26 protein-coding genes and 1 pseudogene are annotated in these 26320 nt (G+C 63.6%); 12 read left to right on the forward strand and 15 right to left on the reverse strand.

The features are described from left to right. Positions 1 to 63: 63 nt before the first annotated feature. Positions 64 to 1236 (forward strand): multidrug effflux MFS transporter, encoded by a 1173-nt coding sequence (locus tag AC3IYG_RS03275; protein WP_489312294.1) that lies wholly within the window; start codon positions 64 to 66, stop codon positions 1234 to 1236. Positions 1237 to 1290: 54 nt separating this feature from the next. On the opposite strand, the gene AC3IYG_RS03280 is transcribed toward AC3IYG_RS03275, so the two are convergent. Together AC3IYG_RS03280 and AC3IYG_RS03285 are read right to left on the reverse strand one after the other, a co-directional pair. Then, positions 1291 to 1470 (reverse strand): hypothetical protein, encoded by a 180-nt coding sequence (locus AC3IYG_RS03280; RefSeq protein WP_489312295.1) that lies wholly within the window; start codon positions 1468 to 1470, stop codon positions 1291 to 1293. 199 nt (positions 1471 to 1669) lie between these two features. Continuing rightward, positions 1670 to 2683, reverse strand: a complete 1014-nt coding sequence (locus tag AC3IYG_RS03285; RefSeq protein ID WP_489312297.1) for a zinc-binding alcohol dehydrogenase family protein — start codon at positions 2681 to 2683, stop codon at positions 1670 to 1672. A gap of 107 nt (positions 2684 to 2790) precedes the next feature. Between AC3IYG_RS03285 and AC3IYG_RS03290 the strand changes: the two genes are divergently transcribed. The 8 genes and pseudogenes from AC3IYG_RS03290 to AC3IYG_RS03325 all read left to right on the forward strand — a co-directional run. After that, positions 2791 to 3708: a LysR family transcriptional regulator gene (locus AC3IYG_RS03290; RefSeq protein ID WP_489312298.1), complete on the forward strand. Its 918-nt coding sequence runs from the start codon at positions 2791 to 2793 to the stop codon at positions 3706 to 3708. A gap of 78 nt (positions 3709 to 3786) precedes the next feature. Further along, positions 3787 to 4164 (forward strand): DUF2946 domain-containing protein, encoded by a 378-nt coding sequence (locus AC3IYG_RS03295; RefSeq protein WP_489312299.1) that lies wholly within the window; start codon positions 3787 to 3789, stop codon positions 4162 to 4164. 145 nt (positions 4165 to 4309) lie between these two features. Beyond that, entirely contained in the window at positions 4310 to 6349 is a 2040-nt protein-coding gene (locus AC3IYG_RS03300) for a TonB-dependent receptor family protein (RefSeq protein ID WP_489312300.1), read from the forward strand. 62 nt (positions 6350 to 6411) lie between these two features. Then, positions 6412 to 6885 carry a copper chaperone PCu(A)C gene (locus AC3IYG_RS03305; protein WP_489312301.1) on the forward strand — a complete coding sequence of 158 codons (474 nt, stop codon included), beginning with the start codon at positions 6412 to 6414 and terminating at the stop codon, positions 6883 to 6885. Between the two features lie 59 nt (positions 6886 to 6944). Then, complete coding sequence (locus AC3IYG_RS03310; RefSeq protein WP_489312302.1) at positions 6945 to 8321, forward strand: PepSY-associated TM helix domain-containing protein; 1377 nt, start codon at positions 6945 to 6947, stop codon at positions 8319 to 8321. Between the two features lie 93 nt (positions 8322 to 8414). Beyond that, positions 8415 to 8696, forward strand: coding sequence for a PepSY domain-containing protein (locus AC3IYG_RS03315; RefSeq protein WP_489312303.1), 282 nt, complete (start codon positions 8415 to 8417; stop codon positions 8694 to 8696). Between the two features lie 3 nt (positions 8697 to 8699). Then, positions 8700 to 9227, forward strand: a complete 528-nt coding sequence (locus AC3IYG_RS03320) for a cytochrome b/b6 domain-containing protein (RefSeq protein ID WP_489312304.1) — start codon at positions 8700 to 8702, stop codon at positions 9225 to 9227. 101 nt (positions 9228 to 9328) lie between these two features. Beyond that, a pseudogene (locus AC3IYG_RS03325) lies at positions 9329 to 9529 on the forward strand (transcriptional regulator); the annotation flags it as partial. A gap of 7 nt (positions 9530 to 9536) precedes the next feature. Here AC3IYG_RS03325 and AC3IYG_RS03330 read toward each other — a convergent pair. Continuing rightward, entirely contained in the window at positions 9537 to 10490 is a 954-nt protein-coding gene (locus AC3IYG_RS03330) for an adenosine deaminase (protein WP_489312305.1), read from the reverse strand. A gap of 236 nt (positions 10491 to 10726) precedes the next feature. Here AC3IYG_RS03330 and AC3IYG_RS03335 point away from each other — a divergent pair, with 236 nt between their 5' ends. Beyond that, positions 10727 to 10891 (forward strand): hypothetical protein, encoded by a 165-nt coding sequence (locus AC3IYG_RS03335; protein WP_489312306.1) that lies wholly within the window; start codon positions 10727 to 10729, stop codon positions 10889 to 10891. A gap of 285 nt (positions 10892 to 11176) precedes the next feature. Here AC3IYG_RS03335 and AC3IYG_RS03340 read toward each other — a convergent pair whose 3' ends face one another. From AC3IYG_RS03340 to AC3IYG_RS03355, 4 genes are all read right to left on the reverse strand, one after another. Then, positions 11177 to 11863 carry an SDR family oxidoreductase gene (locus AC3IYG_RS03340; protein WP_489312307.1) on the reverse strand — a complete coding sequence of 229 codons (687 nt, stop codon included), beginning with the start codon at positions 11861 to 11863 and terminating at the stop codon, positions 11177 to 11179. Between the two features lie 166 nt (positions 11864 to 12029). Beyond that, positions 12030 to 12995, reverse strand: a complete 966-nt coding sequence (locus AC3IYG_RS03345) for a 2-oxoglutarate and iron-dependent oxygenase domain-containing protein (RefSeq protein WP_489312308.1) — start codon at positions 12993 to 12995, stop codon at positions 12030 to 12032. Between the two features lie 200 nt (positions 12996 to 13195). After that, on the reverse strand, positions 13196 to 14278 hold the full coding sequence (locus AC3IYG_RS03350; RefSeq protein WP_489312309.1) for a BMP family ABC transporter substrate-binding protein: 1083 nt from the start codon (positions 14276 to 14278) through the stop codon (positions 13196 to 13198). Positions 14279 to 14611: 333 nt separating this feature from the next. Next, positions 14612 to 15967 carry an 8-oxoguanine deaminase gene (locus AC3IYG_RS03355; protein WP_489312310.1) on the reverse strand — a complete coding sequence of 452 codons (1356 nt, stop codon included), beginning with the start codon at positions 15965 to 15967 and terminating at the stop codon, positions 14612 to 14614. 245 nt (positions 15968 to 16212) lie between these two features. On the opposite strand from AC3IYG_RS03355, the gene AC3IYG_RS03360 reads away from it, so the two are divergent. After that, on the forward strand, positions 16213 to 16662 hold the full coding sequence (locus tag AC3IYG_RS03360) for an REP-associated tyrosine transposase (protein ID WP_489312311.1): 450 nt from the start codon (positions 16213 to 16215) through the stop codon (positions 16660 to 16662). A 95-nt stretch (positions 16663 to 16757) separates the two neighbouring features. Here AC3IYG_RS03360 and AC3IYG_RS03365 read toward each other — a convergent pair whose 3' ends face one another. The 8 genes from AC3IYG_RS03365 to AC3IYG_RS03400 all read right to left on the reverse strand — a co-directional run bounded on the left by AC3IYG_RS03365 (position 16758) and on the right by AC3IYG_RS03400 (position 24792). Then, the gene (locus AC3IYG_RS03365; protein ID WP_489312312.1) at positions 16758 to 17684 is read right to left on the reverse strand and encodes an ABC transporter permease; all 927 of its coding nucleotides are present in this window, start codon (positions 17682 to 17684) and stop codon (positions 16758 to 16760) included. Positions 17685 to 17777: 93 nt separating this feature from the next. Next, positions 17778 to 18875, reverse strand: coding sequence for an ABC transporter permease (locus AC3IYG_RS03370; RefSeq protein WP_489312313.1), 1098 nt, complete (start codon positions 18873 to 18875; stop codon positions 17778 to 17780). 11 nt (positions 18876 to 18886) lie between these two features. Further along, the gene (locus AC3IYG_RS03375; RefSeq protein ID WP_489312314.1) at positions 18887 to 20461 is read right to left on the reverse strand and encodes an ABC transporter ATP-binding protein; all 1575 of its coding nucleotides are present in this window, start codon (positions 20459 to 20461) and stop codon (positions 18887 to 18889) included. Positions 20462 to 21032: 571 nt separating this feature from the next. Beyond that, on the reverse strand, positions 21033 to 21308 hold the full coding sequence (locus AC3IYG_RS03380) for a hypothetical protein (RefSeq protein WP_489312315.1): 276 nt from the start codon (positions 21306 to 21308) through the stop codon (positions 21033 to 21035). Continuing rightward, on the reverse strand, positions 21305 to 21889 hold the full coding sequence (locus AC3IYG_RS03385; protein ID WP_489312316.1) for an IMPACT family protein: 585 nt from the start codon (positions 21887 to 21889) through the stop codon (positions 21305 to 21307). The genes AC3IYG_RS03380 and AC3IYG_RS03385 overlap by 4 nt, the downstream gene beginning before the upstream one ends. Then, entirely contained in the window at positions 21889 to 22542 is a 654-nt protein-coding gene (locus tag AC3IYG_RS03390; RefSeq protein WP_489312317.1) for a TetR/AcrR family transcriptional regulator, read from the reverse strand. The genes AC3IYG_RS03385 and AC3IYG_RS03390 overlap by 1 nt, the downstream gene beginning before the upstream one ends. A gap of 243 nt (positions 22543 to 22785) precedes the next feature. After that, a complete protein-coding gene (locus tag AC3IYG_RS03395; RefSeq protein WP_489312318.1) occupies positions 22786 to 23604 on the reverse strand; it encodes an outer membrane protein OmpK in 819 nt (272 codons plus the stop codon). Between the two features lie 267 nt (positions 23605 to 23871). Beyond that, positions 23872 to 24792, reverse strand: a complete 921-nt coding sequence (locus tag AC3IYG_RS03400) for a LysR family transcriptional regulator (RefSeq protein WP_489312319.1) — start codon at positions 24790 to 24792, stop codon at positions 23872 to 23874. Between the two features lie 179 nt (positions 24793 to 24971). Here AC3IYG_RS03400 and aptA point away from each other — a divergent pair, with 179 nt between their 5' ends. Then, positions 24972 to 26318 (forward strand): omega-aminotransferase AptA, encoded by a 1347-nt coding sequence (aptA, locus tag AC3IYG_RS03405; RefSeq protein ID WP_489312320.1) that lies wholly within the window; start codon positions 24972 to 24974, stop codon positions 26316 to 26318. Positions 26319 to 26320: the final 2 nt, after the last annotated feature.

A 26320-nucleotide genomic window follows, 5' to 3' on the forward strand; every position in this document is an offset into this window, starting at 1 on the left:
CTTGGCTAACGTCTTACGCGCCGCGAACCGGGTTCGCTGTAGGCGCCGGTTATTGGATATCCGATGAATTTAAGAGTGCTCTTGATCCTCGGTGCGCTAAGCGCTTTCGGGCCGTTGGCGATTGATTTCTATCTGCCGAGTTTCCCCACGCTGGCACGGGTTTTCGCGACGGATGTCGAGCATGTGCAGCTGTCGCTGGCGGTCTACTTTATCGGCATGTCGATCGGCCAATTGGTCTATGGGCCACTGGCGGATCGTTATGGCCGGCGCACGCCGCTGCTGGTTGGCGTGCTGTTGTTCACCCTGGCGTCGGGGGCCTGCGCGCTGGCGCCGAGCCTGGAATGGTTGATCGCTGCGCGTTTCGTCCAGGCGCTGGGTGGCTGTGCCGGGATGGTGGTGTCGCGGGCGGTGGTGCGCGATCTGTGCGACCCGCTGGCCTCGGCCAAGGTGTTTTCGCAACTGATGCTGGTGATGGGCCTAGCGCCGATTCTGGCGCCGTTCGCCGGTGGTGTGCTGCTGGGGGCGTTCGGCTGGCAGTCGATTTTCTATTGCCTGACCGTATTCAGCGCGCTGAGCATGGTGGCTGTCGCGCTCTGGCTGCCGGAGACCATTCCCGCCGGCTTGGCGCGCGCGCCACTGAGCGGCGCCCTCGGCCAATACCGGCGGCTGTTCGGCAACCGCCAGTTCCTCGGCAATGCCTTGACCGGCGGGGTGGCGATGGCCGGGATGTTTGCTTACGTTGCCGGTTCGCCGTTCGTGTTCATCGAGCTGTATGGCGTGCCTGCCGAGGACTACGGTTGGCTGTTCGGCAGCAACGCGGCGGGCTTCATTCTCATGGCCCAGGTCAATGCGTGGCTGTTGCGCCGCCATGGCCCGGCGTATTGGTTGGTGCGGATGGTGTGGGTCTACCTGGCCTTCGCGCTGATCTTGCTCGGGCTGACGGCGTTGCGGCCGACGGCACTGTGGCCGCTGTTGATTCCACTGTTTGGTTGCATCGCCAGCCTCGGTTGCATCATCCCCAACGCCTCGGCGTGCGCGATGGCCGGGCAAGGTGCGAATGCGGGCAGTGCTTCGGCTTTGCTCGGTTGTTTGCAGTCCGGCGTGTCCGCTGCGGCGGCGGCGCTGGTGGCGGCACTACACGATGGCAGTGCCTTGCCGATGGCGCTGGTGATCAGTCTGTGTGGTGTCTTGGCGCTGGTCTGCGCGCAACTGACGGCTCGCGCTCAGGCGCGCTGAGCGGGACCTGACGCTGCGGTCCCGCTCAGCGTCAGGTACGTGTTCCTGCTGCCGTTAACCGGCGGCCCGTTGCTCAACCAGCGGCAAGGTGTGCGGCGCCCGCAATCGTGCTTCGAGGGTGGTGACGAATGCGCGGGCTTCAGCTTCGCTGCGAAAGGTCACCGCATGTTGATCCAGGCGCACCTGCCAGCAGGTCCCTTGGGGCTTGGAGAGCGTACGAATAAGGATGTTCATGGCTGCCTCCCGTTGGACGAAGAAATTGCAGTCTAGTCCCCATGTGTGAACTTTCTTTGACCTGGAGCAAGCGGCCGACTGACGGTCGTCAGCCTTTCGCGCCAGTGGCGCGTTTGCTTTGTCTGGGGCGTTGGGCTACGCGCCTCTCAGCCCAACCTGCGCCTGTGCGGCTTGCCCGGGTCATCCCGTTTATACCGAGTTAGAAGCTTTCCAGTACGATTTTGCCTTTGGCCTTGCCGCTTTCCAGCAGGGCATGGGCGCGGCGCAAGTTGCTCGCATTGATGCTGCCGAAATGCTCGCCCACGGTGGTTTTCAGGATGCCGCTGTCGATCAGCTCAGCCACCCGCTCGAGCAGCTTGTGTTGTTCGAGCATGTCCGGGGTTTCGAACAGCGAGCGGGTGTACATGAACTCCCAGTGCAGCGACAGGCTCTTGCGCTTGAGCTTGACCACATCCAGCGCTTTCGGGTCGTCGATCAGCGCCAGTTTGCCTTGCGGCGCCAACACTTCGATCAATTGATCGAAGTGTTGATCGGTCTGCGTCAGGCTGGCGACGTGGGTGACCTGGTCGATGCCGATGCGTTTGAGTTCGGCACTCAGTGGCTGGCTGTGATCGATCACGTGGTGGGCGCCAAGCTCGCGGACCCAGGCTTGGGTTTGCGCACGGGAGGCAGTACCGATCACGGTCAGGCCGGTGAGCTGGCGGGCCAGCTGGGTCAGGATCGAGCCCACGCCGCCGGCCGCGCCAACGATCAACAGGCTTTGTTGCCGGTCGGTTTTCTCTTGTGCGACGTGCAGGCGCTCGAACAGCAGTTCCCAGGCGGTGATCGCGGTCAGCGGCAGGGCGGCGGCCTGGGTGAAACTCAGGCTTTTCGGCAGGTGCCCGACGATGCGCTCATCGACCACGTGCCGCTCGCTGTTGCCCCCGGCGCGGTTGAGGGCGCCGGCGTAGTAGACCTTGTCGCCGACCTTGAACAGGCTGACCTCGCGGCCGACTGCTTTGACCACGCCGGCCACGTCCCAGCCGAGCACTTTGGCCTGACCGTTTTCCGGCTGCACGTTCTGGCGGATCTTGGTATCCACCGGGTTGACCGAGATGGCGCGGACTTCCACCAATAGGTCGCGCGGCCCCGGCGTTGGTTCCGGCAGTTCGATGTCTTGCAGCGACTCGGGGTGGTCGATGGCAAGGGCTTGGTAATAGGCGATGGCTTTCATGGGGCGTCTCCGTTGGCTGCGGCCATGGTCGGCTATTTCGCTGGGTAGAAAAACCAGGTAGAGATAAAGTCTCCTTCAATTATTTGTTGAAAATAAAGGTCCGAACCATGTTGCGCCTGGATGACCTGCAAATCGTGGTGCGCACCGCCGAGCTCGGCAGTCTGTCGGCCGCTGCCCGCGCCCTGGACGTTTCACCGGCGGTCGCCAGTGGCGCGCTGAAACGCCTGGAGCGGCAGTTGGACGTGCGCCTGTTCGCCCGCTCGACCCGTAGCCTGCGCCTGACTCCGGAGGGCGAGCAGTTTCTCGGTTATGCGCGGGCGGCCTTGCAGAGCCTGGATGAAGGCCAGCAGCAACTGGCCGGGCGCAAGGTCGGCATCAGCGGGGTGTTGCAGCTTTCGGCGCCGTCCGACCTGGGCCGCAACGTACTCTTGCCCTGGCTCGATGAGTTCCAGCAGGAGCACGCGCAACTGAGCGTACGGCTGCTGCTTGGTGACCGGGTTGCCGATCTGTTCCGGCAGCAGGTCGACATCGCCATTCGCTATGGCGCCCCCGAAGACTCCAGCCTGGTGGCGTTGCCACTGGCGGCGGGCAACCGGCGGGTGCTCTGCGCGGCGCCGGCGTACCTGCAACAACACGACGAACTGCAGCGGCTGGATCAGCTGGCGCAGCACAATTGCCTGTTGTACATGCTCGGCGGCCGCGTGCATGAGCGCTGGCGCTTTCAGGACGGCAAGCGCGAGCTCGGCGTGACGGTCAGCGGCAATCGCGTCAGCGATGATGCCGACGTGGTGCGCCGCTGGGCCGTGGCGGGGTGTGGGGTGGTCTACAAATCATGGCTGGATGTGGCGGACGACGTGCGGGCCGGTCGTTTGCACGTATTGTTGCCTCAGCTGCGTGGCGAGCTGGCACCGCTTAACCTAGTCTGTACCCATCGCGCCCAGCTGAGTAAGGCGGTGCATCTGCTCCGCGAGTTCGTCCAGCGCCGCTGTGCCGAACTGCTGCTACACAAGCCCTGGGCCGGTTAGTCCAGAGCCTTCGCCGTGCGGCAATCGAGCACAGGGCGGGAGCTTGCTATCCGAGGGCACAATGTTAGAGTCGCGGCCATGAAATTAACCCGTACCGACCGTTCGTTGATTGCCTGGATGCTGTACTTCAGCGTCCTGTTCAACGTGCTCGCCTGCGGTATTGGTCATGGGCAAATGCTCGGCTTGAGCCTCAATGGTTTCGGTGGCGCGTTCTGCTCCGCCGAAGGCAACCCAGGGCCGACCTTGGATTCCGGCTCAGGCTCTCTGTCGGACAGCGCCTGGTCGAGCACTATCAGTTGCCCGTTGTGCGGCACCATCAGCCTCGGTCTGGCCTTGCTGTTCTGCCTCAGCTGGTTGCGCCGGGCCCCCGGCGATCTGCGCCCGAGCTACGAACGTCAGAGTAAAACCCCGCCTCGTTACACCTGGCCCTCGGCCAACCCCCGCGCCTCCCCTTAACGCGTTCGCTCGCTTCAGCACCTGCAGTTCCGCTGCCGGGCGCTTGCCCGTGCCTGTCCGAGCTGTTTCTGCAGGGCCGTCACGGCAGCAGAGGACTGCTGCCTGCCAACCAGAACGCTATTAAGAAAATCTAGGGAAGTGCGTGATGCGCAATCTATCCATGCTGAGCCTGCTCGCCTTGAGCGCGGGCCTGGCTCCTTTCGCCCAGGCCGAGAATGTCGAACTCAACGACACCGTGGTCACGGGTGAGTATCAGAAGGACCCCACGGCACCGAGCATCGCCGAAAAGCGTGCTGATTTCTCGCACGTCCCTGGCGGCGCAACCGTAATCGATGCGCAAACCTACAAGACCGGTCGCAGCAGCACCCTGCAGGATGCCCTGGGGTTGGCCACCGGAGTGTTCATCCAGCCACGCTTCGGTGCCGAAGAGGCGCGCCTGTCGATTCGCGGCTCGGGCCTGCAACGCACCTTTCACGGTCGCGGCATACTGCTGATGCAGGACGGCGCCCCGGTGAACCTGGCCGATGGCAGTTTCGACTTCCAGACCATCGAGCCGCTGGCCGCCGACCACATCGAAGTGCTGCGCGGCGCCAATGCCTGGCGCTATGGCGCGGCCAACCTCGGCGGGGCGATCAACTTCGTCACGCCCACCGGCAAGACGGCGCCACCGGTGGACCTGCGCTACGAAGGCGGCAGCTTCGGCTATCAGCGCCTGTACGGCGCCTTCGCCCAGGACTTCGGCGACTGGGACGGCTTCGTCAGTCTCTCCGACTCGGCCCAGGACGGTTTTCGCGCTCACTCCAAGCAGGATAACCAGCGCTACTTCGCCAACCTCGGCGGGCGCATCAATGAGCGCCTGTCCACCCGCGTCTACCTGACCCATGTGGAGAGCGATTCGGAACTGCCGGGCAACCTGACCAAGGCTCAGCTGCACCGCGACCCGGAGCAGGCCGCGGCGGGCAATATCAGCGGCGATCAGCGCCGCGATTTCACCCTCAACCGCATCGGCAACATCACCACGCTGCAGCTGGATGACGGCCACAGCCTGGAGCTGTCCAGCTACTACAGCGAGAAGTCGCTGTGGCACCCGATCTTCCAGGTGCTGGATATCAACAGTGAAGACTACGGCATGCGTCTGGCGCACAAATGGGAGAACCAGCAAGGCTGGCGTTGGACCGGTGGTGTCGAAGCCAGCCAGGGCCGTAACTGGGATTCGCGCTACCAGAATGTCAGCGGGCACAAGGGGCGCAAGGTCAATGAGCTGCACCAGACCGCCCGCAACCTGAATGCTTTTGGCGAGTTGGAGGTGCCGTTGGCCGAACGCTGGGCGCTGATCGGCGGGCTGGCCTGGCTGCATCAGGAGCGCGATGTCGACGACCGCTTGAGATGCAACGCCTTCGTCAGCGCTTTTTGCTTACCGCAGAATGAGTCGTTCAACGAAACCTATGTGGGCCGGGTTGGCCGCATCGGGTTGCGTCATGACCTGACGGAAGGCGTGCAGTTGTTCAGCAACTTCAGCCAGAGCTTCGAGCCGCCGACCTTCAGCGAGCTGACCGGCGGCCAGGTGGTGACCAGGAACGACGCACAGAAGGCCAATACCCTTGAGGCCGGCTTGCGCTGGAACCGCGACAACCTCGACCTGGACCTGGCGGTCTATCGCAGCGAAATCCGCGACGAGCTGCTGGCCCTCAACGATGGCAACGGCCAACCCTTGGGCACCATCAACGCCGACCGCACCCTGCACCAGGGCATCGAACTGGGTGGGGCGCTGACCCTCGGGCAGGTCGTACTGCGCGGCCAGTATCTGTTCAATGATTTTCGCTTCGATAACGACGATGTCTATGGCGATAACCGCCTGGCCGGCACTCCGCGCCAGTTCATCAAGGGCGAGGCGTTGTGGCAGCAGGACGGTTGGTATGCCGGGCCGACCCTCGAGTGGACGCCGACCCACTACAACGTCGACCAGGCCGAAACCCTGTACGCCGAAGGCTATGCCATCTGGGGCCTGAAGGGTGGCTATCGGCCGAGCGAAGGCTTCGGCTTCTTTATCGAAGGCCGCAACCTTTCGGACAAAACCTACGTCGCCACCACTGGTGTGATCGCCGATGCCAACGGCCAGGACAGCGCGCAGTTCCTGCCGGGCGATGGCCGTGGTGTGTTCGCCGGCCTGGAGTGGCGGATGTGAGCCCGGCTCTGATTTTCGAGCCTTTACCTGAAACCGCTGAGTCGCAACCCAGGAGAGCCACCATGAACCTCACTCGATCCCTGTTGTTGACCACCTTGCTGACCTGCGCCTGGGGCGTATCGGCCCAGGAGTACCAGACCGGTGACTTGCACATCGCCCATCCGTGGTCGCGGGAAATGCCCACGAATGCGCCGACCGCCGCGGCCTATTTCGTCGTGCATAACCAAGGCCTGAATGCCGATCGTTTGCTCGGTGCGGACACCCCCGCGGCGGGCAAGGCCGAGCTGCATGAGCACCTGCACCAGGACGGCCTGATGAAGATGCAACAGGTGCCGGCCGTGACCATTCCCGCCGCTGGCGAGGTGGCCTTCGCGCCCATGGGTTACCACGTGATGTTGTTCAACCTGAAGCAGCCGTTGCGCGCTGGCGAGCGCTTCCCGCTGACCCTGCACTTCGAGAAAGCCGGTGATGTGCAGGTCGAGGTAGCGGTGCAGAAAGAAGCACCGGCCGAGCATCGGCACGAACCGCAGAACTGAGGCATAACGCCCAGCCCTTTGCGCGCAGAGGGCTGATTCATTCGAGAGGAGTCTTAATCATGACCAAGTCACCTATGTCTTTCTACCACCAGGCCTGGCGCTGGCATTTTTATGCCGGGCTGTTCGTGATCCCGTTTCTGATCATGCTGTCGCTGACGGGCATCATCTACCTGTTCAAGCCGCAGCTGGACAACCTGCTCTACGCCGACCTGCTGCTGGTGCCGCAGGGCGAGCAACTGCTCAGCGCGGATCAGCAACTGGCGCGGGTCAAGCTGGCTTATCCGCAGGCTACGATCAACCAGTACCTGCCACCCGTGGACGCGCAACACAGCGCGCAGTTCGTGGTGACCGAGGGTGGGCGCAAGCTCAACCTGTTTCTCGATCCCTACCAGGGCACCCTGCTCGGCAGCCAGGACGCGGTGAATAACCTGCAGGCGATTGCCCGTGCGCTGCATGGCGAGTTGCTGATCGGTACGGTCGGTGATCGGCTGGTGGAATTGGCCGCCGGCTGGGCCATCGTCCTGGTGGTGTCCGGGCTCTATCTCTGGTGGCCGCGTGGCAATGGTCTGCGCGGTGTGTTCTGGCCACGGCTGGCCAATCGTGGCCGGCTGTTCTGGCGCGATGTGCATGCGGTAACCGGTTTCTGGGGCGCGCTGCTGTTGCTGTTCATGCTGCTGACGGGCATGACCTGGACCGGTTTCTGGGGTGAGACCTTCGCCGGTGTATGGAACCGCTTCCCGGCGACGATGTGGAACGAGGTGCCCAAATCCACCGAGCAGGCGCGCAGCCTCAATACGGCGCAGGGGCAGACCGTCGCCTGGGCGATGGAAAATACGCCGATACCGGCGTCCGACCCGCATGCCGCGCATAACGCTCAGGCCGTGGGTTCTTCGGCGCCGGCCGTGGCCGAGGTCAGCCTGCAACAGGTGCTGGAAATCGCCAGCGCCAAGGGTGTGGCGCCGGGTTATAGCGTGACTTTGCCCAAGGGCGCGGAAGGGGTCTATACCATTGCGCTATTCGCCGACGACCCGCGCCATGACGCGACGCTGCATGTCGATCAATACAGCGGCAAGGTGCTGGCCGACGTGCGCTGGCAGGACTACGGTGCGGTGGCGAAAAGCGTGGAAATGGGCGTGGTGCTGCACGAGGGCAAGTTCTTCGGCCTGGCCAACCAACTGCTGATGCTGCTGGTCTGCCTGTTGATTTTGCTCAGTTCGGTCAGCGGCCTGGCGATCTGGTGGCTGCGTCGCCCGCAAGGCGGTCTTGGCGTGCCACCGCTGCGTCATGACTTGCCGTTGTGGAAGACCGCGCTGGTGATCATCGTCGTGCTTGGCGTGGCTTTCCCTTTGGTCGGTGCTTCGCTGTTGGTGATTGGCGTGCTGGACTGGTTGCTGTTTTCGCGCCTGGCTGGCTCCCGAGAGCTACTGGAAAGATGACGAGAAGCACTAGCGGCTGAGAATAATTACTGGCTTAAACCTGAGCATGGGCTAATTTTTATGTGGCGATTCCAACACTACGAGGAAATTCCCATGCGCCAACTTATGCTGCTTTCTCTCATCGTCGCCAGCCCGCTGACGTTCGCCGCCACGGAGTGCACCACTGCCGACAAGGCGCAGTGGCAGGACCAGACCAAGTTCCAGGACAACCTCAAGGCCCAGGGCTACGAGATCAAGAAGTTCAAGGTCACCGGTGGCAACTGCTACGAAATCTACGGCTTCGACAAGGAAAAGCGCAAAGTCGAAATTTACTTCGATCCGGTCAGCGGCAAGGTGGTCAAGGAAGAAGTCGAGGACGAGGACGGCGGTTACTGATCCATGAATCAGGAGACTCTGCGTCTGTGGGACCCGGTGGTGCGTGTGTGTCACTGGTCGCTGGTGCTGGCTTTCTTCAGCGACTACTTCTTCAACGAAGCGGGCGACGGCTGGCACCGTTGGCTTGGCTACTACGCAGTGGCGTGCGTATTGCTGCGCCTGGTGTGGGGTTTCATTGGTTCAGGGGCGGCGCGTTGGGCGGACTTCTGGCCGACCCCGGCGCGCCTTGCCGCGCACCTGCGGGCGCTATTCAGCGGGCAGCCGCATCATCGCCTTGGCCATTCGCCACTGGGTGGTCTGGTGATGGTGCTGATGTTGCTGTTGATCTTGGGCCTGGGCATTACCGGCTTCATGCTCGAAGAAATCGATTACTTCTGGGGCGAGGACCTGCCACGGGATGTGCATGTGTTTTTCGCCGATGCCCTGTTTGCCCTGGTTTGCCTGCATGTGACGGCGGCGATCTTCGAGAGCTTCCGGCTGAAGGAAAACCTGCCGCTGTCGATGATCACCGGCCGCCGTAGGCAGCGTTAGTTCGGGCGTGTCGATCAGAGCACCGCGCGCAAGGTCAGGTTGGCGCCTAGCCGCAATAACCCGCTGAAGAACCCAATGCCTGGATCAACTCTTCTTTCTGCAAACGCCGCCGCCAATTCGCCTGCGCCTGCCCCGACTGGCGCGCGCGCAAGCCGCATTTGGGTGGCGCCTTGGGGGCGGCGTTGTTGCAGGCTTGCGTGCAGCAGCGCTGGCTGCGGCCGATGAAGGGTTCGCGGGCGTTGCATGTGTCGCCCAGCGGTAGCCGGGAGATCCCGCGCATCGCGGCGCGGGTCTGCGCCTAGCTGGCGCTCAACCCTTGATCAGGCGCGCATCCAGGCTGTTCTGCGCCAGGCGCTTGGCCTGGTCTTCGGTCATGCCCAGGCTGTCGTGCAGGGCGGCGAAGTTCTCGGTGACGTAGCCGCCGAAGTAGGCCGGGTCGTCGGAGTTCACCGTCACCTTCACGCCCTGTTCGAGCATGTCGAGGATGTTGTGCTGGCTCATGTCGTCGAACACGCAGAGCTTGGTGTTCGACAGCGGGCAGACGGTCAGCGGGATCTGCTCGTCGATGATCCGCTGCATCAGCCGCGGGTCTTCGCTGGCGCGCACGCCATGGTCGATGCGGCTGACCTTCAGCAGGTCGAGGGCTTGCCAGATGTATTCCGGTGGGCCTTCTTCACCGGCGTGGGCAACGGTCAGGAAGCCTTCGCTGCGCGCGCGGTCGAACACCCGCTGGAACTTGCTCGGCGGGTGGCCCATTTCGGAGCTGTCGAGGCCGACGGCAAAAAAGGCATCGCGATAAGGCAGGGCCTGATCGAAGGTTTTTTGCGCCTGCTCTTCCGGCAGATGACGCAGGAAGCTGAGAATCAGGCCGCTGCTGATGCCGAGCTGCTGACGGCCATCCTTGAGCGCGGTGGCGATGCCATTGAGCGCGACTTCAAAAGGAATGCCGCGGTCGGTGTGGGTCTGCGGGTCGTAAAAGGGTTCGGTGTGGATCACGTTCTGCGCTTTGCAGCGTTGCAGGTAGGCCCAGGTCAGGTCGTAGAAATCCTGCTCGGTGCGCAACACATCGGCGCCCTGGTAATAGAGGTCGAGGAATTCCTGCAGATTGTTGAAAGCGTAGGCGCTGCGCAGGGTATCGACGTCATTCCAGGGCAGGGCGATCCGGTTGCGCTCGGCCAGGGCGAACAGCAGCTCAGGTTCCAGCGAGCCTTCCAGGTGCAGGTGCAGTTCGGCCTTGGGCAAGGCGTTGAGCCAGTCGTACATAAGTCAGAGCCTTGTCGAGGGTTGATGTTCGGGAGTTTAACTGACCGCCAGGACAGAATCTCCTGTGAATCAATCGCCTCGCACGCGTTCTCAACGCCCGGCGCTGCCTGCAAAGCCTGCCAGTAGTCAGCGGCTGCGCCATACACCAGCCTGCGCTTGCGGCTGACAGACATTTGGCCTCAGTTGAGACGGCACGATCTTTCCCCGTTGCTCCGGCCAAGGATGCTGCACCGAGCATGTTCGTCCACCTGAAAAATGAAAAGCTGCTGCTGGCGTTGCGGGCTGTTGCGATTGTCTACCCGTTGGCGCATTGGCTGCTTGGCTCCGGCCAGCGCGTTGCTCCTGGTTGCGGCTATCGTCTGCGCCTCGATGCGGGGAAGTTCATGTCATTAACCTATTAAAAGCTAGGTAACCGGTATCAAGCCGTGGCGGCTCGATTTCGGGCTACTGTCTCGTCATGGGTAAGCCTGTCACCGAGCGACATAAACTCTTTCATTAGCGCGTCGCGGTCTTTAGGCGAGCGCTCTTTTTCAGCTCTTTGTAACGCCAATTGCAATTCTTCTATTTGCAACCCTGTGCAGTATGAGGGTGTGCCAGGCTGTTGCTGCCATGAATTGGCGAGACTGCCGGTGTCAGGTGCATCGAAGCCGGTTGCTTGGGCTGGACGAACCTGTGGGAGCGAGTTTCTACCAGGGGATGGTCTGACCCTGGTAGTCGATGAAGTGATGCTCGCCGCTGCCGGCATACTGTTCGATCTGCGCAATCAGCCCCTGGCAACTGGCCTCCACTTCCACACTGGCGCCTGGGCCGCCCATGTCGGTCTTTACCCAGCCGGGGTGCAGCGACAATACGGTCAGCCGATTCTCGCCCAGTTCGGCGACGAAGCTGTTGGTCAGCGAGTTGAGTGCGGCCTTGCTCGCCTTGTACAGCGCCAGATTGCTGCCTTCCTGATTGGCCACGCTGCCCAGCACCGAACTCATGAACGCCAGCACGCCGTTGCCCTTGCGGATATGCAGGGCGAAGCGTTCGGCCAGGCGAATCGGCGCGATGGCATTGGTCATGAACAGCTGCGCGACTTCCGCCGCGGTGGCGGCGCTGGCGGATTGGTGCGCCGGGCCGGAGATGCCGGCGTTGACGAACAGCAGGTCGAACACCTGCCCTTCGAGACGTTGCTCCAGGGCGCTCAATTGCTGGGCATCGTCGATATCCAGCTGCTCGATCCGTACACCCGGGAGTGCCTGCAATGCCTCGGCGCGCGCAGGTTCGCGGACGCTGGCGGTGACCTGCCAACCGTCCGCCAGCAACTGGTTGACCAGGCCCAGACCCAGCCCGCGCGAGGCGCCAATGATCAATGCCGTTTTTGCCTGTGCCATAGCCGTATAGGTGCTCCGTGACGATGAATGCGAGCCACAGCATACCGGTAAGTCGATGCGTGGCCGAGCCCGGGGTTGCCCGTCCCGCCCGTAGGACGCGGCACGCCGTCCAACGTTGCGGCAACTTGGTGGGCTGTTCGCTGTGCTCCCGAGTCGGCCCTAGCGGTTAAATGGCGTCCTGTTCGCGCCGATAGGCGTAGGTGTCGGCGAAGCGCGACAGCAGGTACTCGGCGCTGGTCACGGACGGGTATTTGGGCGGGTTAGCGGCGTCCGAGCAGTTCGGCAGGCAACTGATCTCGGTGTCCGGGTGCGGTTCGGCGAAGAACGGCATGGAGTAGCGATCCACGCCCAACGGGCTGATCACCCGGTGCGGGGTGGAGGTGTAACGATCGTTACTCCAGCGCGCCAGCATGTCGCCGATATTGACCACGAAACTGCCGGCCAGCGGCGGTGCGTCGATCCATTGGCCATCGCGGCTGCGTACCTGCAAGCCGCCGGCTTCGTCCTGATAGAGCAGGGTAATGCAGCCGTAATCGGTGTGCGCCCCGGCGCCCTGCTGTTCCACGCTGCTGGCGGTATGCCGCGGCGGGTAATGGATCATGCGCAGCACGCTGATCGGATCAAAGAAGCGGCTGTCGAAGAACTCGCGCTCGATGCCCAGGGCCAGGGTCATGGCACGCAGCAGGGTCTTGGCCAGTTCCTGCATGTCGCTGTAATGCTGCTCCAGCAGCTCGGCCCAGCCGGGCAGGTCGGGGTGGCGATTGGGCCCGCGCAGCGCTTTGCCGGCGAGTACCTCGGGGTGCTCGGCGGCCATGTGCAAGCCCATGTCGAAGGTTTCCTTGAGGTCACTTGGCTTGCTCGGGTCGAGCTGCTCGGTGGCGATGGCGCCGTAACCGCGGTGGTGGGCGGTCTGGGTGATGTCGATCTTGAGCCTGTCTTGCGTCGGCAGGGCGAAGAAGGTCTTGGCTGCAGCCAGCAGTTCGGCAATGCGAGCCGGGCTGATCGGGTGGCCGGTGATGTAGAAGAAACCCCAGTCGCGGCAGGCGCGGTCGATCTGCGCGGCCACTTCGGGCCAGGCGGATTCGTCGGCAGCGTAGAGGGGGGCGATGTCGATGATGGGCAGCGTGTGCATAGAGGCTCCGGGTGGGGCGGTGCTGCGAGTCTTCTCGTACCCAGGGCAGCGAAAAAGGGCGAAGGTATCGTCCTTTTGATGCGGTTCTCCGCTTGGACGAGGAGGGACGGCATCGGTGGGAGTGATTGTGGGAGGGGCTTTAGCCGCGATCAATCCAGTTATCGCGGCTAAAGCCCCTCCCACAGGTTTTTGCCCGCCGCTTACTTCGGCAGCTCGGCCTTCACGTTTTCCACGTAGTAGTTCATCGAGGCCAGTTCGGCATTGGTCGCCACTACGCCGGCGGCGATTTTTTCGACCCCGGCCTGATCCTTGATCGGGCCGGTGAAGGGGTGGAACTTGCCACTTTTGATATCGGCGATCATCTGCTCGGCTTCGCTTTTCACCTCGGCCGGCACCAAGTCGCTGATCGGCAGCTTGATGGTCCCGTCATCCAGGCCGCCCCAGTAGTCCTGCGCTGTCCAGTTGCCGTCGAGCGTGGCCTGGGTGGCTTTCACGTAATGCGGGCCCCAGTCGTTGACGATCGAGGTGAGCACGGCTTTCGGTCCGAAGTGGGCCATATCCGAGGCGTAGCCCACGGAGTAGACGCCCCGGCGTTCGGCGGTCTGGATCGGTGCCGGGCTGTCGGTGTGCTGGAACACCACGTCGACGCCCTGGTCGATCAGCGCGTTGGCGGCATCGGATTCTTTGCCCGGATCGAACCAGGAGTTGACCCACACCACTTTGATTTCGGTGCCCGGGTTGTACTTGTCCAGGGCCAGTTGGATGGCGTTGATGTCGCGGATCACTTCCGGGATCGGAAAGGAGGCGACGTAGCCGACTTTCTTGCTCTTGGTCATCTTCGCCGCGAGGAAACCACCGACGTAGCGCCCCTCGTAGGAGCGCGCCAGATAGGTGCCGAGGTTCTTGTCCTGCTTGTAGCCGGTGGCGTGCTCAAAGGTGACCTTGGGGAATTGCTTGGCCACTTTCAGCGTCGGGTTCATGTAGCCGAAGGAGGTGGTGAAGATCAGGTCGTAGTCACCCTTGGCCATGTTGCGGATCACCCGCTCGGCATCGGCGCCTTCCGGGACGTTTTCCACGTAGCTGGTCGCGACCTTGTCGCCGAGTGTTTCGGCCAGCATCTTGCGGCCCTGTTCGTGCTGGTAGGTCCAGCCGTGGTCGCCAATTGGGCCGATATATACGAAGCCGACCTTCAGCGGGTCGGCGGCGGAGGCGCTCAAGGTGGCGCTGAAGCCAAGGGCGGCGACGAGGGCGCGCAGCAGCGGTTTTTTAGTGTTGTTCTGCATAGCGAGTGGAGCTCCAGTGGGTAGCGGGTGGTGGCCTGGACGGCGGCTGATCACTGGATTGCAAAAAGCTGACCAAGTGGACAAATAGAGCGTGGATTTATCTGCTGAAGGTCGTGGGAGCGGCGGGGGCGCCTAGCCCATGCCCGCGATACGTTCGGCCAGGCAGATCGCGGGCGTGCCGATAACGCGTCGCGCCGGGGCTGCTCTGGTGCGAGAAAAGAGAGGTGTGCTGTGTCGTGGTGCAGAGGGTTGTGGTGTCTTGTGGGAGAGGCGTTAGCCGCGATTTTTTCAAAAAGATCGCGGCTAAAGCCTCTCCCACAGACCCGCGCTGATTTAGCCGGCGATCAGGGCTTTGGCTGCCTGGCGGTGGTCGGCGATCAATTGCGCCACGTCGAGACCTTCGATCTGCCCGTCGAGCACCCGCCAGGTGCCGCCGATCATCATCCGGTCGGCACGGTCGGCGCCGCACAGCAACAGGGCGGACAGCGGGTCGTGGCTGCCGGAGAAACGCAGCTCGTCGAGCTTGAACAGCGCCAGGTCGGCCTGCTTGCCCACCGCCAACTCGCCGATGTCGCTGCGTCCAAGCAGCTTGGCCGAGCCCTTGCTGGCCCAGCCCAGGGTCAGTTCCGGGGTGATGCGCTCGGCGCCGTAGCGCAGGCGCTGGATATACAGGGCCTGGCGGGCCTCGAGGATCATGTTCGAGGCATCGTTGGACGCCGAGCCGTCGACGCCGATACCGATCGGCGCCCCCGCGGCTTCCAGGTCGAGGGTCGGGCAGATGCCCGAGGCCAGGCGCATGTTCGAGCTGGGGCAGTGGCAGATACCGGTGCCGGCCTGGCCCAGGCGGGCGATTTCATCCGGGTTGAAGTGGATGCCGTGGGCCAGCCAGGTACGCGGGCCGAGCCAGCCGACGCTGTCGAGGTAATCCACGGTACGCAGGCCAAAGCGCTGCAGGCAGAACTCCTCTTCATCCAGGGTTTCCGCCAGGTGCGTGTGCAGGCGTACATCTTCCCGTTCAGCCAGCTCGGCGCTGGCGCGCATGATCTCCTGGGTCACCGAGAACGGCGAGCAGGGGGCCAGGGCGATCTGGATCTGCGCGCCGTCACCGCGCTGGTGGTACTGCTGGATCAGGCGCTGGCTGTCGGCCAGGATCACTTCGCCCTGCTGCACCGTCTGCTGCGGCGGCAGGCCGCCGTCGGCCTCGCCCAGGCTCATCGAACCGCGGGTGAGCATGGCGCGCATGCCCAGTTCGCGCACCGCCTCGACCTGTACGTCGATGGCGTTTTCCAGGCCGCCGGGGAACAGGTAATGGTGGTCCGCCGCGGTGCTGCAACCGGACAGCAGCAGCTCGGCCAAGGCTACCTTGCTGGCCAGCGCCAGCTTCTCGGGGGTCAAGCGCGCCCACACCGGGTACAGGGTCTTCAGCCAGGGGAACAGCGGCTGGTTGACCACCGGCGCCCAGGCGCGGGTGAGGGTCTGGTAGAAGTGGTGGTGGGTGTTGATCAGCCCCGGCAACACCACGTGTTCGCGGGCGTCGAAAGTCTGAGCGCAGGGTTTCGAGGGCTGCTGGCCGGCGCCGAGCAGTTCGGCGATGACGCCGTTTTCGATCACCAGGCCGCCGCTAGCGTCTTGGTCGTTGGCGGTGAAGATGGCGAGAGGGTTTTTGATCCAGATACGGGTGGCTGCCATGAGCAGGCTCCTCTGAGGGTGAGTTCAGGTTAGCCAGCTCAGTGTTGACCCTGTCTGCTGATCCAGGTGCGTCGGATGACGTCGGACGACGATACCTGCCCTTCAGGTCAGGATCAACAGGCGTCGCGGCTAAAGCCGCTCCCACAGGAACGAAGCGAGTCTGTGGGAGCGGCTTTAGCCGCGACCTGCCCCCTGCCGCAAAAGATTGGCTATACCTTTGCCATACCCACCAAGGAGGCAAAGGAATGCCCCATTCAGCCCGTTTGCGTGCTGGCCGGGTCTCGGAGCCGGCGCGTATCTACCTGCTGACCGCAACCGTCGAAGGGCGTGAAACACTCTTCACGGATTTCAGTCTGGCTCGTCTCCTTGTCGGTGAACTGAGAGCCGCTCACGACGACGGCCTGGTCGACTCGCTGGCTTGGGTCGTTATGCCGGATCATCTGCATTGGCTGGTGGCCCTTAAGCAGGGATCACTCAGCATGCTGATGCGCCGGATCAAGGGCCGTAGCGCCAAGCAAATCAATTCAATGACCGGGCGCCAGGGTAAGCGCTGGCAGGACGGTTTTCATGACCGCGCGCTACGTCGTGAAGAGGATGTGCTGCCTGTGGCCCGCTATATCGTCGCCAATCCGTTACGGGCTGGACTGGTCAGTCGGGTTGGGGATTATCCCCTGTGGGATGTGGTGTGGCTTTGACCTTGGGTGGGTCGCGGCTAAAGCCCTTCCTACGAAAGCGCTCCTAGGAAGCAGCCGATTCCTGTGGGAGCGGCTTTAGCCGCGACCTGTTGCCCTCAATGCCCTGGTTGCCACGGCTTGCCCAGCGATACCGGGGCGAACAGGCGGGTTTTGATCGCGTCGCGCGAGAGCAGCACCAGCACCAGGATGGTGGCCACGTAGGGCAGCATCGCCAGGAGGTTGGAGGGGATCGACAGGCCGATACCCTGGGCCACCAGATGGAGGATGCTGGCCAGGCCGAACAGGTAGGCGCCGAGCAGCACGCGCAACACCCGCCAGCTGGCGAACACCACCAGCGCCAGGGCGATCCAGCCGCGCCCGGCGGTCATGTGCTCCGCCCACATCGGCGTGTAGGCCAGCGACAGGTAACCGCCGGCCAGTCCGGCCATGGCACCGCCGAACAGCACCGCCAGGGTGCGCACGCGCAGCACCGGCAGGCCCATGGCGCTGGCCGCGTCGGGGTTTTCGCCGACGGCCTGGATGATCAGGCCGATACGGCTTTTCAGCAGCACCCAGGCGACCAGAGCGAACAGGGCGAAGGACAGGTAGATCAGCACGTCCTGGGCGAACAGCATGCGTCCGATCAGCGGGATCTCGCTGAGCAGCGGGATGGCGATGGGCTCGAAGCCGGCCAGCGGTTTGCCGACCCAGGCCGCGCCGACGAAGGTCGACAGGCCCACACCGAAGATGGTCAGGGCCAGGCCGGTGGCCACCTGGTTGGCGTTGAAACCCAGGGCCACGGCGGCGAACAGCAGCGACAGGAGCATACCGGCGGCCATCGCCAGCAGCACGCCGAGCCACAGGTTGCCGGTGCTGAGGGCGACGATGAAGCCGATCACCGCACCGAACAGCATCATGCCTTCCTGGCCCAGGTTGAGCACGCCACTCTTCTCGCAGATCAGTTCGCCCAAGGCCACCAGCAGCAGCGGCGTGCCGGTGCGCACCATGGCGTAGAAGATATTGCTCAGTAGATCGAGATCCATAATCGAAGCCTCAAGCTGCGCGCCACATGCGGCAGGTGAAAAAGTGATTGCAGGGTGCTGGCTGGGTGGGAGGGGCTAGGTTCATGGCCAACGTCAGGCCGCCGCTTCCTTGAGTGCCGCGCGTCGCCCCCACTTCAGCTTCAGCCGCGGCCGATAGAGGATCAGCACGTCACAGGCGAGCAGGAAGAACAGCATCATGCCCTGGAACAACTGGGTGATCGCCTGCGGCAGGTTCATGCTCATCTGCGCGTTCTCGCCACCCAGGTAGAGCAGGGCCATCAGCAGGCTGGCGAAGAGGATGCCGAGCGGGTTGAGGCGGCCGAGGAAGGCCACGGTGATCGCCGCGTAGCCGTAGCCCGGCGACACCTGTGGGACCAGTTGGCCGATCGGACCGGCCACTTCGCCGACCCCGGCCAGCCCGGCCAGCGCACCGCTGACCAGCAGGGCGAACCACACCAGGCGTTTCTCGCGAAAACCGACGAAACCGGCGGCGCGACGGTCCAGGCCGAGCACCTTGATCTGGAAGCCGAGGAAGCTCTTGTGCAGCAGCACCCACACCGCCACCAACGCCAACAGGGCGAGGTACAGGCCGGCGTGCACGCGGCCGTCCTCGCTGACCAGCGGCAGGCGGCTGGCGTCGCCGAACATCGCCGACTCGGGGAAGTTGAAACCGGCCGGGTCCTTCAGCGGGCCATGCACGAAGAACAGCAGCAGGTTCAGCGCGATGTAGTTGAGCATGATGCTGGTGAGGATTTCGTTGGCGTTGAACTGCGTGCGCAGCCAGGCGGTGATGGCCGCCCAGGCCGCGCCGGCACAGGTGCCGGCGGCCACCACCCAGACCAGTGCCCAGCGGCTTTCCCAGTCGAGCAGTTGCAGGGCCATGGCGCTGCCGGCCAGGGCGCCGAGCAGCAGTTGGCCTTCGGCGCCGATATTCCAGATGCGCGCCTGGTAGGCCACCGCCAGGCCGAGGGCGCAGAGCAGGATCGGCAGAGTCTTGACCAGCAGTTCGGAGACCCCGTACCAGTCGGCCAGCGGCGCGATCAGCAGGGTGTGCAGGGTGGCCAGCGGGTCATGGCCGAGGATGGCGAACAGCAGCGAGCCGCTGAACAGGGTCAGCAGCGCTGCGAGTAGCGGCGACAGCCAAAGCATGGGGCGCGATTGCTGGCCGCGCGGTTCGAGCGATAGCAGCATGGCAGACTCCGTCAGCGCAGGGCGGCAGCAGCGGCTGCGACCAGGTTATTCAAGGGGGCGACCGGGGCGAACTCGCCGGCCATCCAGCGGCCGACCTCGACCGGCGAGGTCCGTTCGGTGGCGGCCAGGGGCGACAACTTGCCGCTGCACAGGGCGCCGATGCGGTCGCTGATCTGGAACAGCTCGTCGAGGTCTTCGGAGATCACCAGGATCGCCGCGCCGGCATCGCGCAGGGCAATTAGCGCGCGGTGGATCGCCGCGGCGGCGCCGACGTCGACGCCCCAGGTCGGGTGGGCGGCGACCAGCAGTTTCGGCTGCTGCATGATTTCCCGGCCAAGAATGAATTTCTGCAGGTTACCGCCGGACAGGCTGCGCGCGGCGGTGTCGGCGTCCGGGGTTTTCACCGCGAAGCGGCGGATGATTTCGTCGGCGAAGGCGCGCACCTTGCCGCGCTGGATCAGGCCCTTGCGCAGCAGGCCCTGCTGGAAGGCGCTAAGCAGCGCGTTGTCGGCCAGCGACATGTCTGGCACGGCGCCATGGCCCAGGCGCTCGGCGGGGACGAAGGCCAGGCCGAGACGGCGGCGGGCATCCGGGTAGAGGTGGGCGACCGCCTGCTGATCGAGGCTGATGCGTTCGCGTTCGCCACGGGACAGGCGCACTTCGCCGCTGAGCAAGGCCAGCAGCTCATCCTGGCCGTTGCCGGCGACCCCGGCGATGCCGACGATCTCGCCACTGCGCACGTCCAGGCGCAGGTGGCTCAGGGAGGTGCCAAAGGGGGCGTCGTTGTGCCAGCTGAGGTCGTCTACGCGCAAACGCGGCAGGCCGCCGCAGGCCTTGGGGTAGCAGCCTTCCAGGCCCTCGGCGTCGCCGACCATCAGTCGCGCCAGCTCCAGGTCGGAGCAGTCGGCCGGTACGCAGTGTCCGGACACCCGGCCGCCGCGCAGCACCGTGGCGCTTTGGCAGAGGGCGCGTACTTCGCCGAGCTTGTGGCTGATGAAGAGGATGCTGCAGCCCTCGGCCGCCAGACGGCGCAGGGTGACGAACAGTTCGTCGGCCTCCTGCGGGGTGAGCACCGAGGTCGGCTCGTCGAGGATCAGCAGCTTGATGTCCTGCATCAGGCAGCGGACGATCTCCACCCGTTGGCGTTCGCCGATTGACAGGCTGTGCACCAGGCGTTGCGGTTCCAGGGCCATGCCGTAGCGCTGCGAGACCTCGCGAATCCGTGGTTCGAGCTGCTTCGGCGTGCCCGCCTCGGCCCCTATGGCCAGGGCGATGTTCTGCGCCACGCTGAGGGTTTCGAACAGCGAGAAATGCTGGAACACCATGCCGACCCCCAGGCTGCGCGCCATGGCCGGGTCGTGCATCTTCAGCGCCTCGCCCTGCCAGCGGATCTCGCCGCTGTCGGGCTGGGTGACACCATAGATGATCTTCATCAGGGTGCTTTTGCCGGCGCCGTTCTCGCCGAGCAAGGCATGGATTTCCCCAGGCGCGATGCTCAGGTCGATGCGGTCGTTGGCCAGGCAGCCGGGGTAGCGCTTGCTGATGCCATGCAACTCCAGGCGCGGCGGGGAGGTCGGGCTATTCATCTTCAGTCTTTCTCGGGGAGGGCAGCATGCACCCGGTAAAGCAAAAAGCTGGCCACTTGGTCAGAAAGCGCCGGGGCCGAGGTTTTGCGGCTGCGCGCAAGGAATTCGCTGCGGATGGGTTGCACGCTATTGGGGCGCCATGGCCGATCACGGCGCAGGCCGCTGGTGAAAAAACCAGCAGCCTGCGGCAGGGCCGATGGCGCCGGGGCTGGCGACTTTATTCCCACGCTTATCCACAGCTCTGTCCACGGCCATTGTGGACAAGGCCGCCCGCATCGACTTGCCTGGCGCCGCACGGTCTGTCGATCATGCAAAATAAAGCTCGACAGATCAGGTGCTTACGGCATGTTGGCGAGCGTCTTGAGTGTTGGTCAAAAAACGTACAGGTGTTTGAGGGGCCCGCACGGCGGAGCCTGGGCACGCCTTTGCAGAGCTTATCCACAGGCTTGTTAACCGATTGTGTGGGTGCTTTGCCCAACCGTTTTCGTGGAAATGGCGGTGGGGCCAACGGGCAATACAGGCAGGTAATTTGGCCATGCCCCGCGAGTTGCAACGGCTCACCGAGGCTTGGCTATTCGCCTAGCCTGGCGCCCAGGGTATTGCCATGACCCGTTTCCAGGTCGTAGCGCCACACCCGTTCGAGATGCCGGTTCAGAATGCTGTGGGCCAATTGGTTGGCCTGCTGTTCCAGGCGGCTGTCGTCGGCTTGTGGCGCGGTGCTTTGCCGGCGCTGATCGATCTCCCTGGAGCTGGCCTGGCCGTTGGCGCGAATCGGCGAGCTGACTTCGGCGCGCAGTGGCCCGGCCAGCAGCAGAGCCAGGATCCACGGCGCCCGTAGCCTGCTCACAAACGCTGCAGCTGCGCGCGGCCCCGGCTGATATCGGCCAGCAAGCGCTGCAGTTCGGCGCAGCGCGCATCGGTTACGGCCAACTGCAACTCGGCCCCGCTGGCATCGTAGGCTTCGTGTTCCAGCAGGATCTCCAATTCGGCCAGGCGGGCCTTGAGCAGCGGCAGTTCGGCAAAGCTCAGGTGGCAGGTGAAGTGCCGCAGCTGCAACAGCGGCTTGCTTTCGCCGCCTTGCAGGCACTTGCTGGCGCTGCCGCCGTAGGCTCGGGCGAGGCCGCCGGTGCCAAGCTGGATGCCGCCGTACCAGCGGATCACCAACACGACCACCTGGTCAAAGGCCTGCCCCTCGATGGCTGCCAGGATCGGCCGGCCGGCGGTACCGCCGGGTTCGCCGTCGTCGCTGAAACGGTACTGGTTGCCGACCTTCCAGGCCCAGCAGTTGTGCGAAGCACCGCTGTCGCTGGCGGTGGCGATGAAGGCCTGCGCCTCGGCCGCGCTGGCAACCGGTGCGGCGAGGGCGAGGAAGCGGCTTTTGCGGATCTCCGCGCGGTACTCGCAAGAGGCGCCGAGCGTGAGGGGCATCAGGCGCTTGGCGGGGTGAGGCCGCAACCCTTGAGGATGATGTGGATAAGGTTCTGTGTGGCGCTCTCGAAGTCTTCCTTGGTCAGGCGTTTGCGCCCGCTGACGCGGCAGATCTGCGCGCCGAAGTCGGCATAGTGCTGGGTGCTGCCCCAGAGCAGGAAGATCAGGTGCATCGGGTCGACGGCGTCCATCTTGCCGGCGGCGATCCAGGCGTCGAAGACCGCGGCCCGGCCCCTGAACCAGTCGCGGTAGTCCTGATCGAAATGCGCTTCGAGGCAAACGCCGCCACTGATCACTTCCATCGCGAAGATCTTCGAGGCCAGCGGATAGCGCCGCGAAAACTCCAGCTTGGCGCGGATGTAGCCGGCCAGCGCCACAGCCGGATCGTCCTCGGCGGTGAGGGTGTTGAAGGTGCTGTCCCAGAGTTCGAGGATGTTGCTCAGCACCGCCAGGTACAGGCCCAGCTTGTTGTTGAAGTAGTAGTGCAGGTTGGCCTTCGGCAGGCCGACGGTCTGCGCGATGGTATTCATGCTGGTGCCCTTGAAACCGTGGCGAGCGAACTCTTCTTCGGCGGCGGCAAGGATCGCTTCTTCGTTTTTCTGGCGTATGCGCCCGGCAGGTTTGGAGCCGTGGGCGGGAACTTCAAGGGTCATGGGGCGATTCCGAACGGTTCAGGGAGCGCAGCGAGCACAGATAACCCACTGTCGGCGAGGTGACAAGCGCAAGGCGCAGAAAAAGCGTGGCCGTCAGTACCAAGACCTTGGGGTGCACTGCTGTTGTGCGTGATTGCGCAGGGCGTGCTCGATTGTGTTGCCTGTCCGCCTGAAATCGATAAGGTGTGCTGTTGCAATCATCCGAGCGGCGCCGGTGGCGGGCACCGGCGCTACTCAGCTGAATCAGAAGTGCACTTTGGCGATCAGGTTGATCGCGCTCTGGGTGGTGCCTTCGAGGATTTCGTCACCGAGGAAGCTCTCATCGTCGATGGCGTATTTGTTCTTCCAGTAGTCGTACTCCACGCCGACGTAGAAGTGCTTGACCGCGCTCCAGCCCATGGCCTTGCCCAGATCATATTTGACCTGCGGGTTGAAGTGCAGGTTGGCGTGCAGGTCATTCGGGCGGCTGTTGGTGGCGTCCTTGTTGTTCCACACCCAGTCCATGAAACCGTCGATGAGGATGTCGGAGTTGCCCACGGGAATGGTGTAGGACCACACCGGGGTGACCTGCCATTGGCCGGACGGATTCTTGGTGATGCCGTCGGGTTTGCGGTAGTAGAAGTTCAGCTGGAAGTAGTCGAAGCCGGGGATGGCCAGGTCGAAGCCTGGGCCGAGCAGGTAGTTCTGGTTGCGGTTCTCGCCACGCTCGTAGGTGCCGGCCAGCAGTACGTCCTTGATCGGGCCGAATTCCAGCTTCTGGTCGAAGGTCTTGCCGAAGGACAGGCGCGGAGCGAACTCGCCGTAGTAGGTGTCCTTGCCGGCGCCGGCGCTTTCCTCGCCGTTGTAGTTGATCTGGTCGAAGAAAATGAACAGGTCACCGAAGCTCCAGCCACTGGCATGCTCGAAGGAGAGGGTCTGCTGGATCGGTGGGTCGATCTTGAAATCCCGGCCATAGAGGTAGGTGACGCTGTTGTCCTGCCACAGCAGCGGGCTGTCGGCGTGTGCATCGGCGGCGAGTAGCAAGCTGCCGGCGAGCAGCAGGGACGAGGCTTTGCGATTCATGTTTGCTCCCAGGATGGCATCGTTCTGTTCTAATTTTTTCCTGGCCTTTTGGTCAGGTACGCCACCCTCTGCAATTTTCTGTCCAAGTGATCAGCTTTGTATCAAGAAAGATCCGCGCAATTGTGCGCAATCGTCCTGGGCCTTGTTTCAGGGGTTGCATACATTCGCTGCCGCGGGCCTTCCGAGCAGTCGCATGAATGACTGTGTAGTCGAGGTGGCGCCTTTTGCATCGCGCTGGGGCTGTGGCTGCACCGAGGCGGGGCGCGATCAGCTGGTTGCTGCCAATGCCTCGAGAAAGCTCTCCAGCACCAGATGCGGCCGCCGGCCTTTGCGGGTCACCGAGGCCAGGCTGAGGTCATAGAAACGCGTCGTTGGTTTCAGCGCGCGCAGCCGCCCCTGCTGCACCCACAGGCTGGCGTAGTGGTCCGGCAGGTAGCCGATATAGCGTCCGGTGAGAATCAAGAAGGCCATGCCCTCACGGTCCGAAGCACTGGCCGTACATTTCAGCGCCTGGTATTGGGCCTGGATCTCCGGTGGCAGGCGAAAGGTTGGGGCGATGGCATCCTGGCTATTGAGGCGCTCATCGGCCAACTGCTGGTCGTCGACATAGAACAGTGGGTGGCCGACCGCGCAGTAGAGCAGCGAACGTTCGCTGTACAGCGGCTGATACTCCAGCCCAGACAGCGTGTTGGCCTGCGGCACCACGCCGACATGCAGGCTGCCGTCGAGCACCCCTTGCTCGACCTCGCTTGGCGGGGTCATGCGGATCTGGATGTGCACGTCCGGCCCGCGCTCCTTCAGCAGCGCCAGGGCGTTGGTGATGCGCATGTGCGGCAGGGTCACCAGGTTGTCGGTCAGACCGATGTTCAGCTCGCCACGCAGGTGCTGGTGCAGGCCGTTGACCTCGGTGCGAAAACTTTCCAGGGCGCTGAGCAGTTGCAAGGACGACTGGTAGACCTCGCGGCCTTCCTCGGTCAGGGCAAAGCCGGCACGCCCGCGCTGACACAAGCGCAAACCCAGGCGTTGCTCGAGATCGCTCATTTGCTGGCTGATGGCCGAGCGGCCGATGCCCAGCGCACTTTCTGCGGCAGAAAAGCCGCCGCACTCCACCACGCTGCGAAAGATGCGTAACAGGCGGATATCGAAGTCGCTGACTTGCGCCAGGGGATCGGGGCGACGGGTGCTCATAGTTTAGTGAAAGCCAATCTGAGAATTAGAAGAATCGTGTTTTTAAGACTTTATGCCCGTGGCACCTTAGCCGGCAAGAGAAACAACCTTAGGCACGGGCCATGGCCACGAACATCCGCAATCGCGGACATGGCCCGCTCCTACAGACCAGAACACAGCATTTACTTGCGAGGCCGCTCATGAACATGCCACAAACCGCCACTCCGTCTCTCGCCAGCCAGCTCAAGCTGGACGCGCACTGGATGCCGTTTTCTGCCAACCGCAACTTCCAACGCGACCCGCGCTTTATCGTCGGCGCCGAAGGCAGCTACCTGATCGACGAGCAGGGTCGCAAGATTTACGACAGCCTGTCCGGCCTCTGGACCTGCGGCGCTGGGCATACCCGCAAGGAAATCCAGGAAGCAGTGGCCCGTCAACTGGGCACCCTCGACTATTCGCCGGCCTTCCAATACGGCCACCCGCTGTCATTCAAACTGGCTGAGAAAATCGCCGACATGACGCCAGGCGACCTGAACCATGTGTTCTTTACCGGCTCCGGCTCCGAGTGCGCCGACACCGCGGTGAAAATGGCCCGCGCCTACTGGCGCCTGAAAGGCCAGGCGAGCAAGACCAAACTGATCGGCCGCGCCCGTGGCTACCACGGTGTCAATATCGCTGGCACCAGCCTCGGTGGCATCAATGGCAACCGCAAAATGTACGGCCAATTCATGGACGTCGACCACCTGCCGCACACCCTTCAACCGGGCCTGGCGTTTACCCGTGGCATGGCGCAAACCGGTGGCATCGAGTTGGCCAACGAACTGTTGAAGCTGATTGAGCTGCACGACGCCTCCAACATCGCCGCCGTGATTGTCGAGCCGATGGCCGGCTCCGCTGGCGTGCTGGTGCCGCCGCAGGGTTACCTGCAACGCCTGCGCGAGATTTGTGATGCCAACAATATCCTGCTGATTTTCGACGAAGTGATAACCGCCTTCGGTCGCATGGGTAAAGCCACCGGCGCTGAATACTTCGGCGTGACTCCGGACCTGATGAACGTCGCCAAGCAGATCACCAACGGCGCTATCCCGATGGGCGCCGTGATCGCCAGCCGCGAGATCTACCAAACCTTCATGAACCAGGCGACACCCGAGTACGCAGTCGAATTCACCCATGGCTACACCTACTCGGCACACCCGGTCGCCTGCGCCGCTGGCCTGGCCGCACTCGAATTGCTTGAGCGCGAAAACCTGATTCAACAGTCCGCCGAACTGGCGCCGCACTTCGAGAACGTCCTGCATGGCCTGAAAGGCGCGAAGAACGTCGTCGACATCCGCAACTGCGGCCTGGCCGGTGCGATCCAGATCGCCCCGCGTGATGGCGACGCCATCGTCCGTCCGTTCGAGGCCGGGATGAAACTGTGGAAAGCCGGCTTCTATGTGCGCTTCGGTGGCGACACCCTGCAGTTCGGCCCAACCTTCAACGCCAAGCCCGCCGACCTCGACCGCGTGTTCGATGCCGTTGGCGAAGCGCTGAACAGCCTGGATTGAAG

Source organism: Pseudomonas sp. KH_027 (assembly GCF_057838565.1).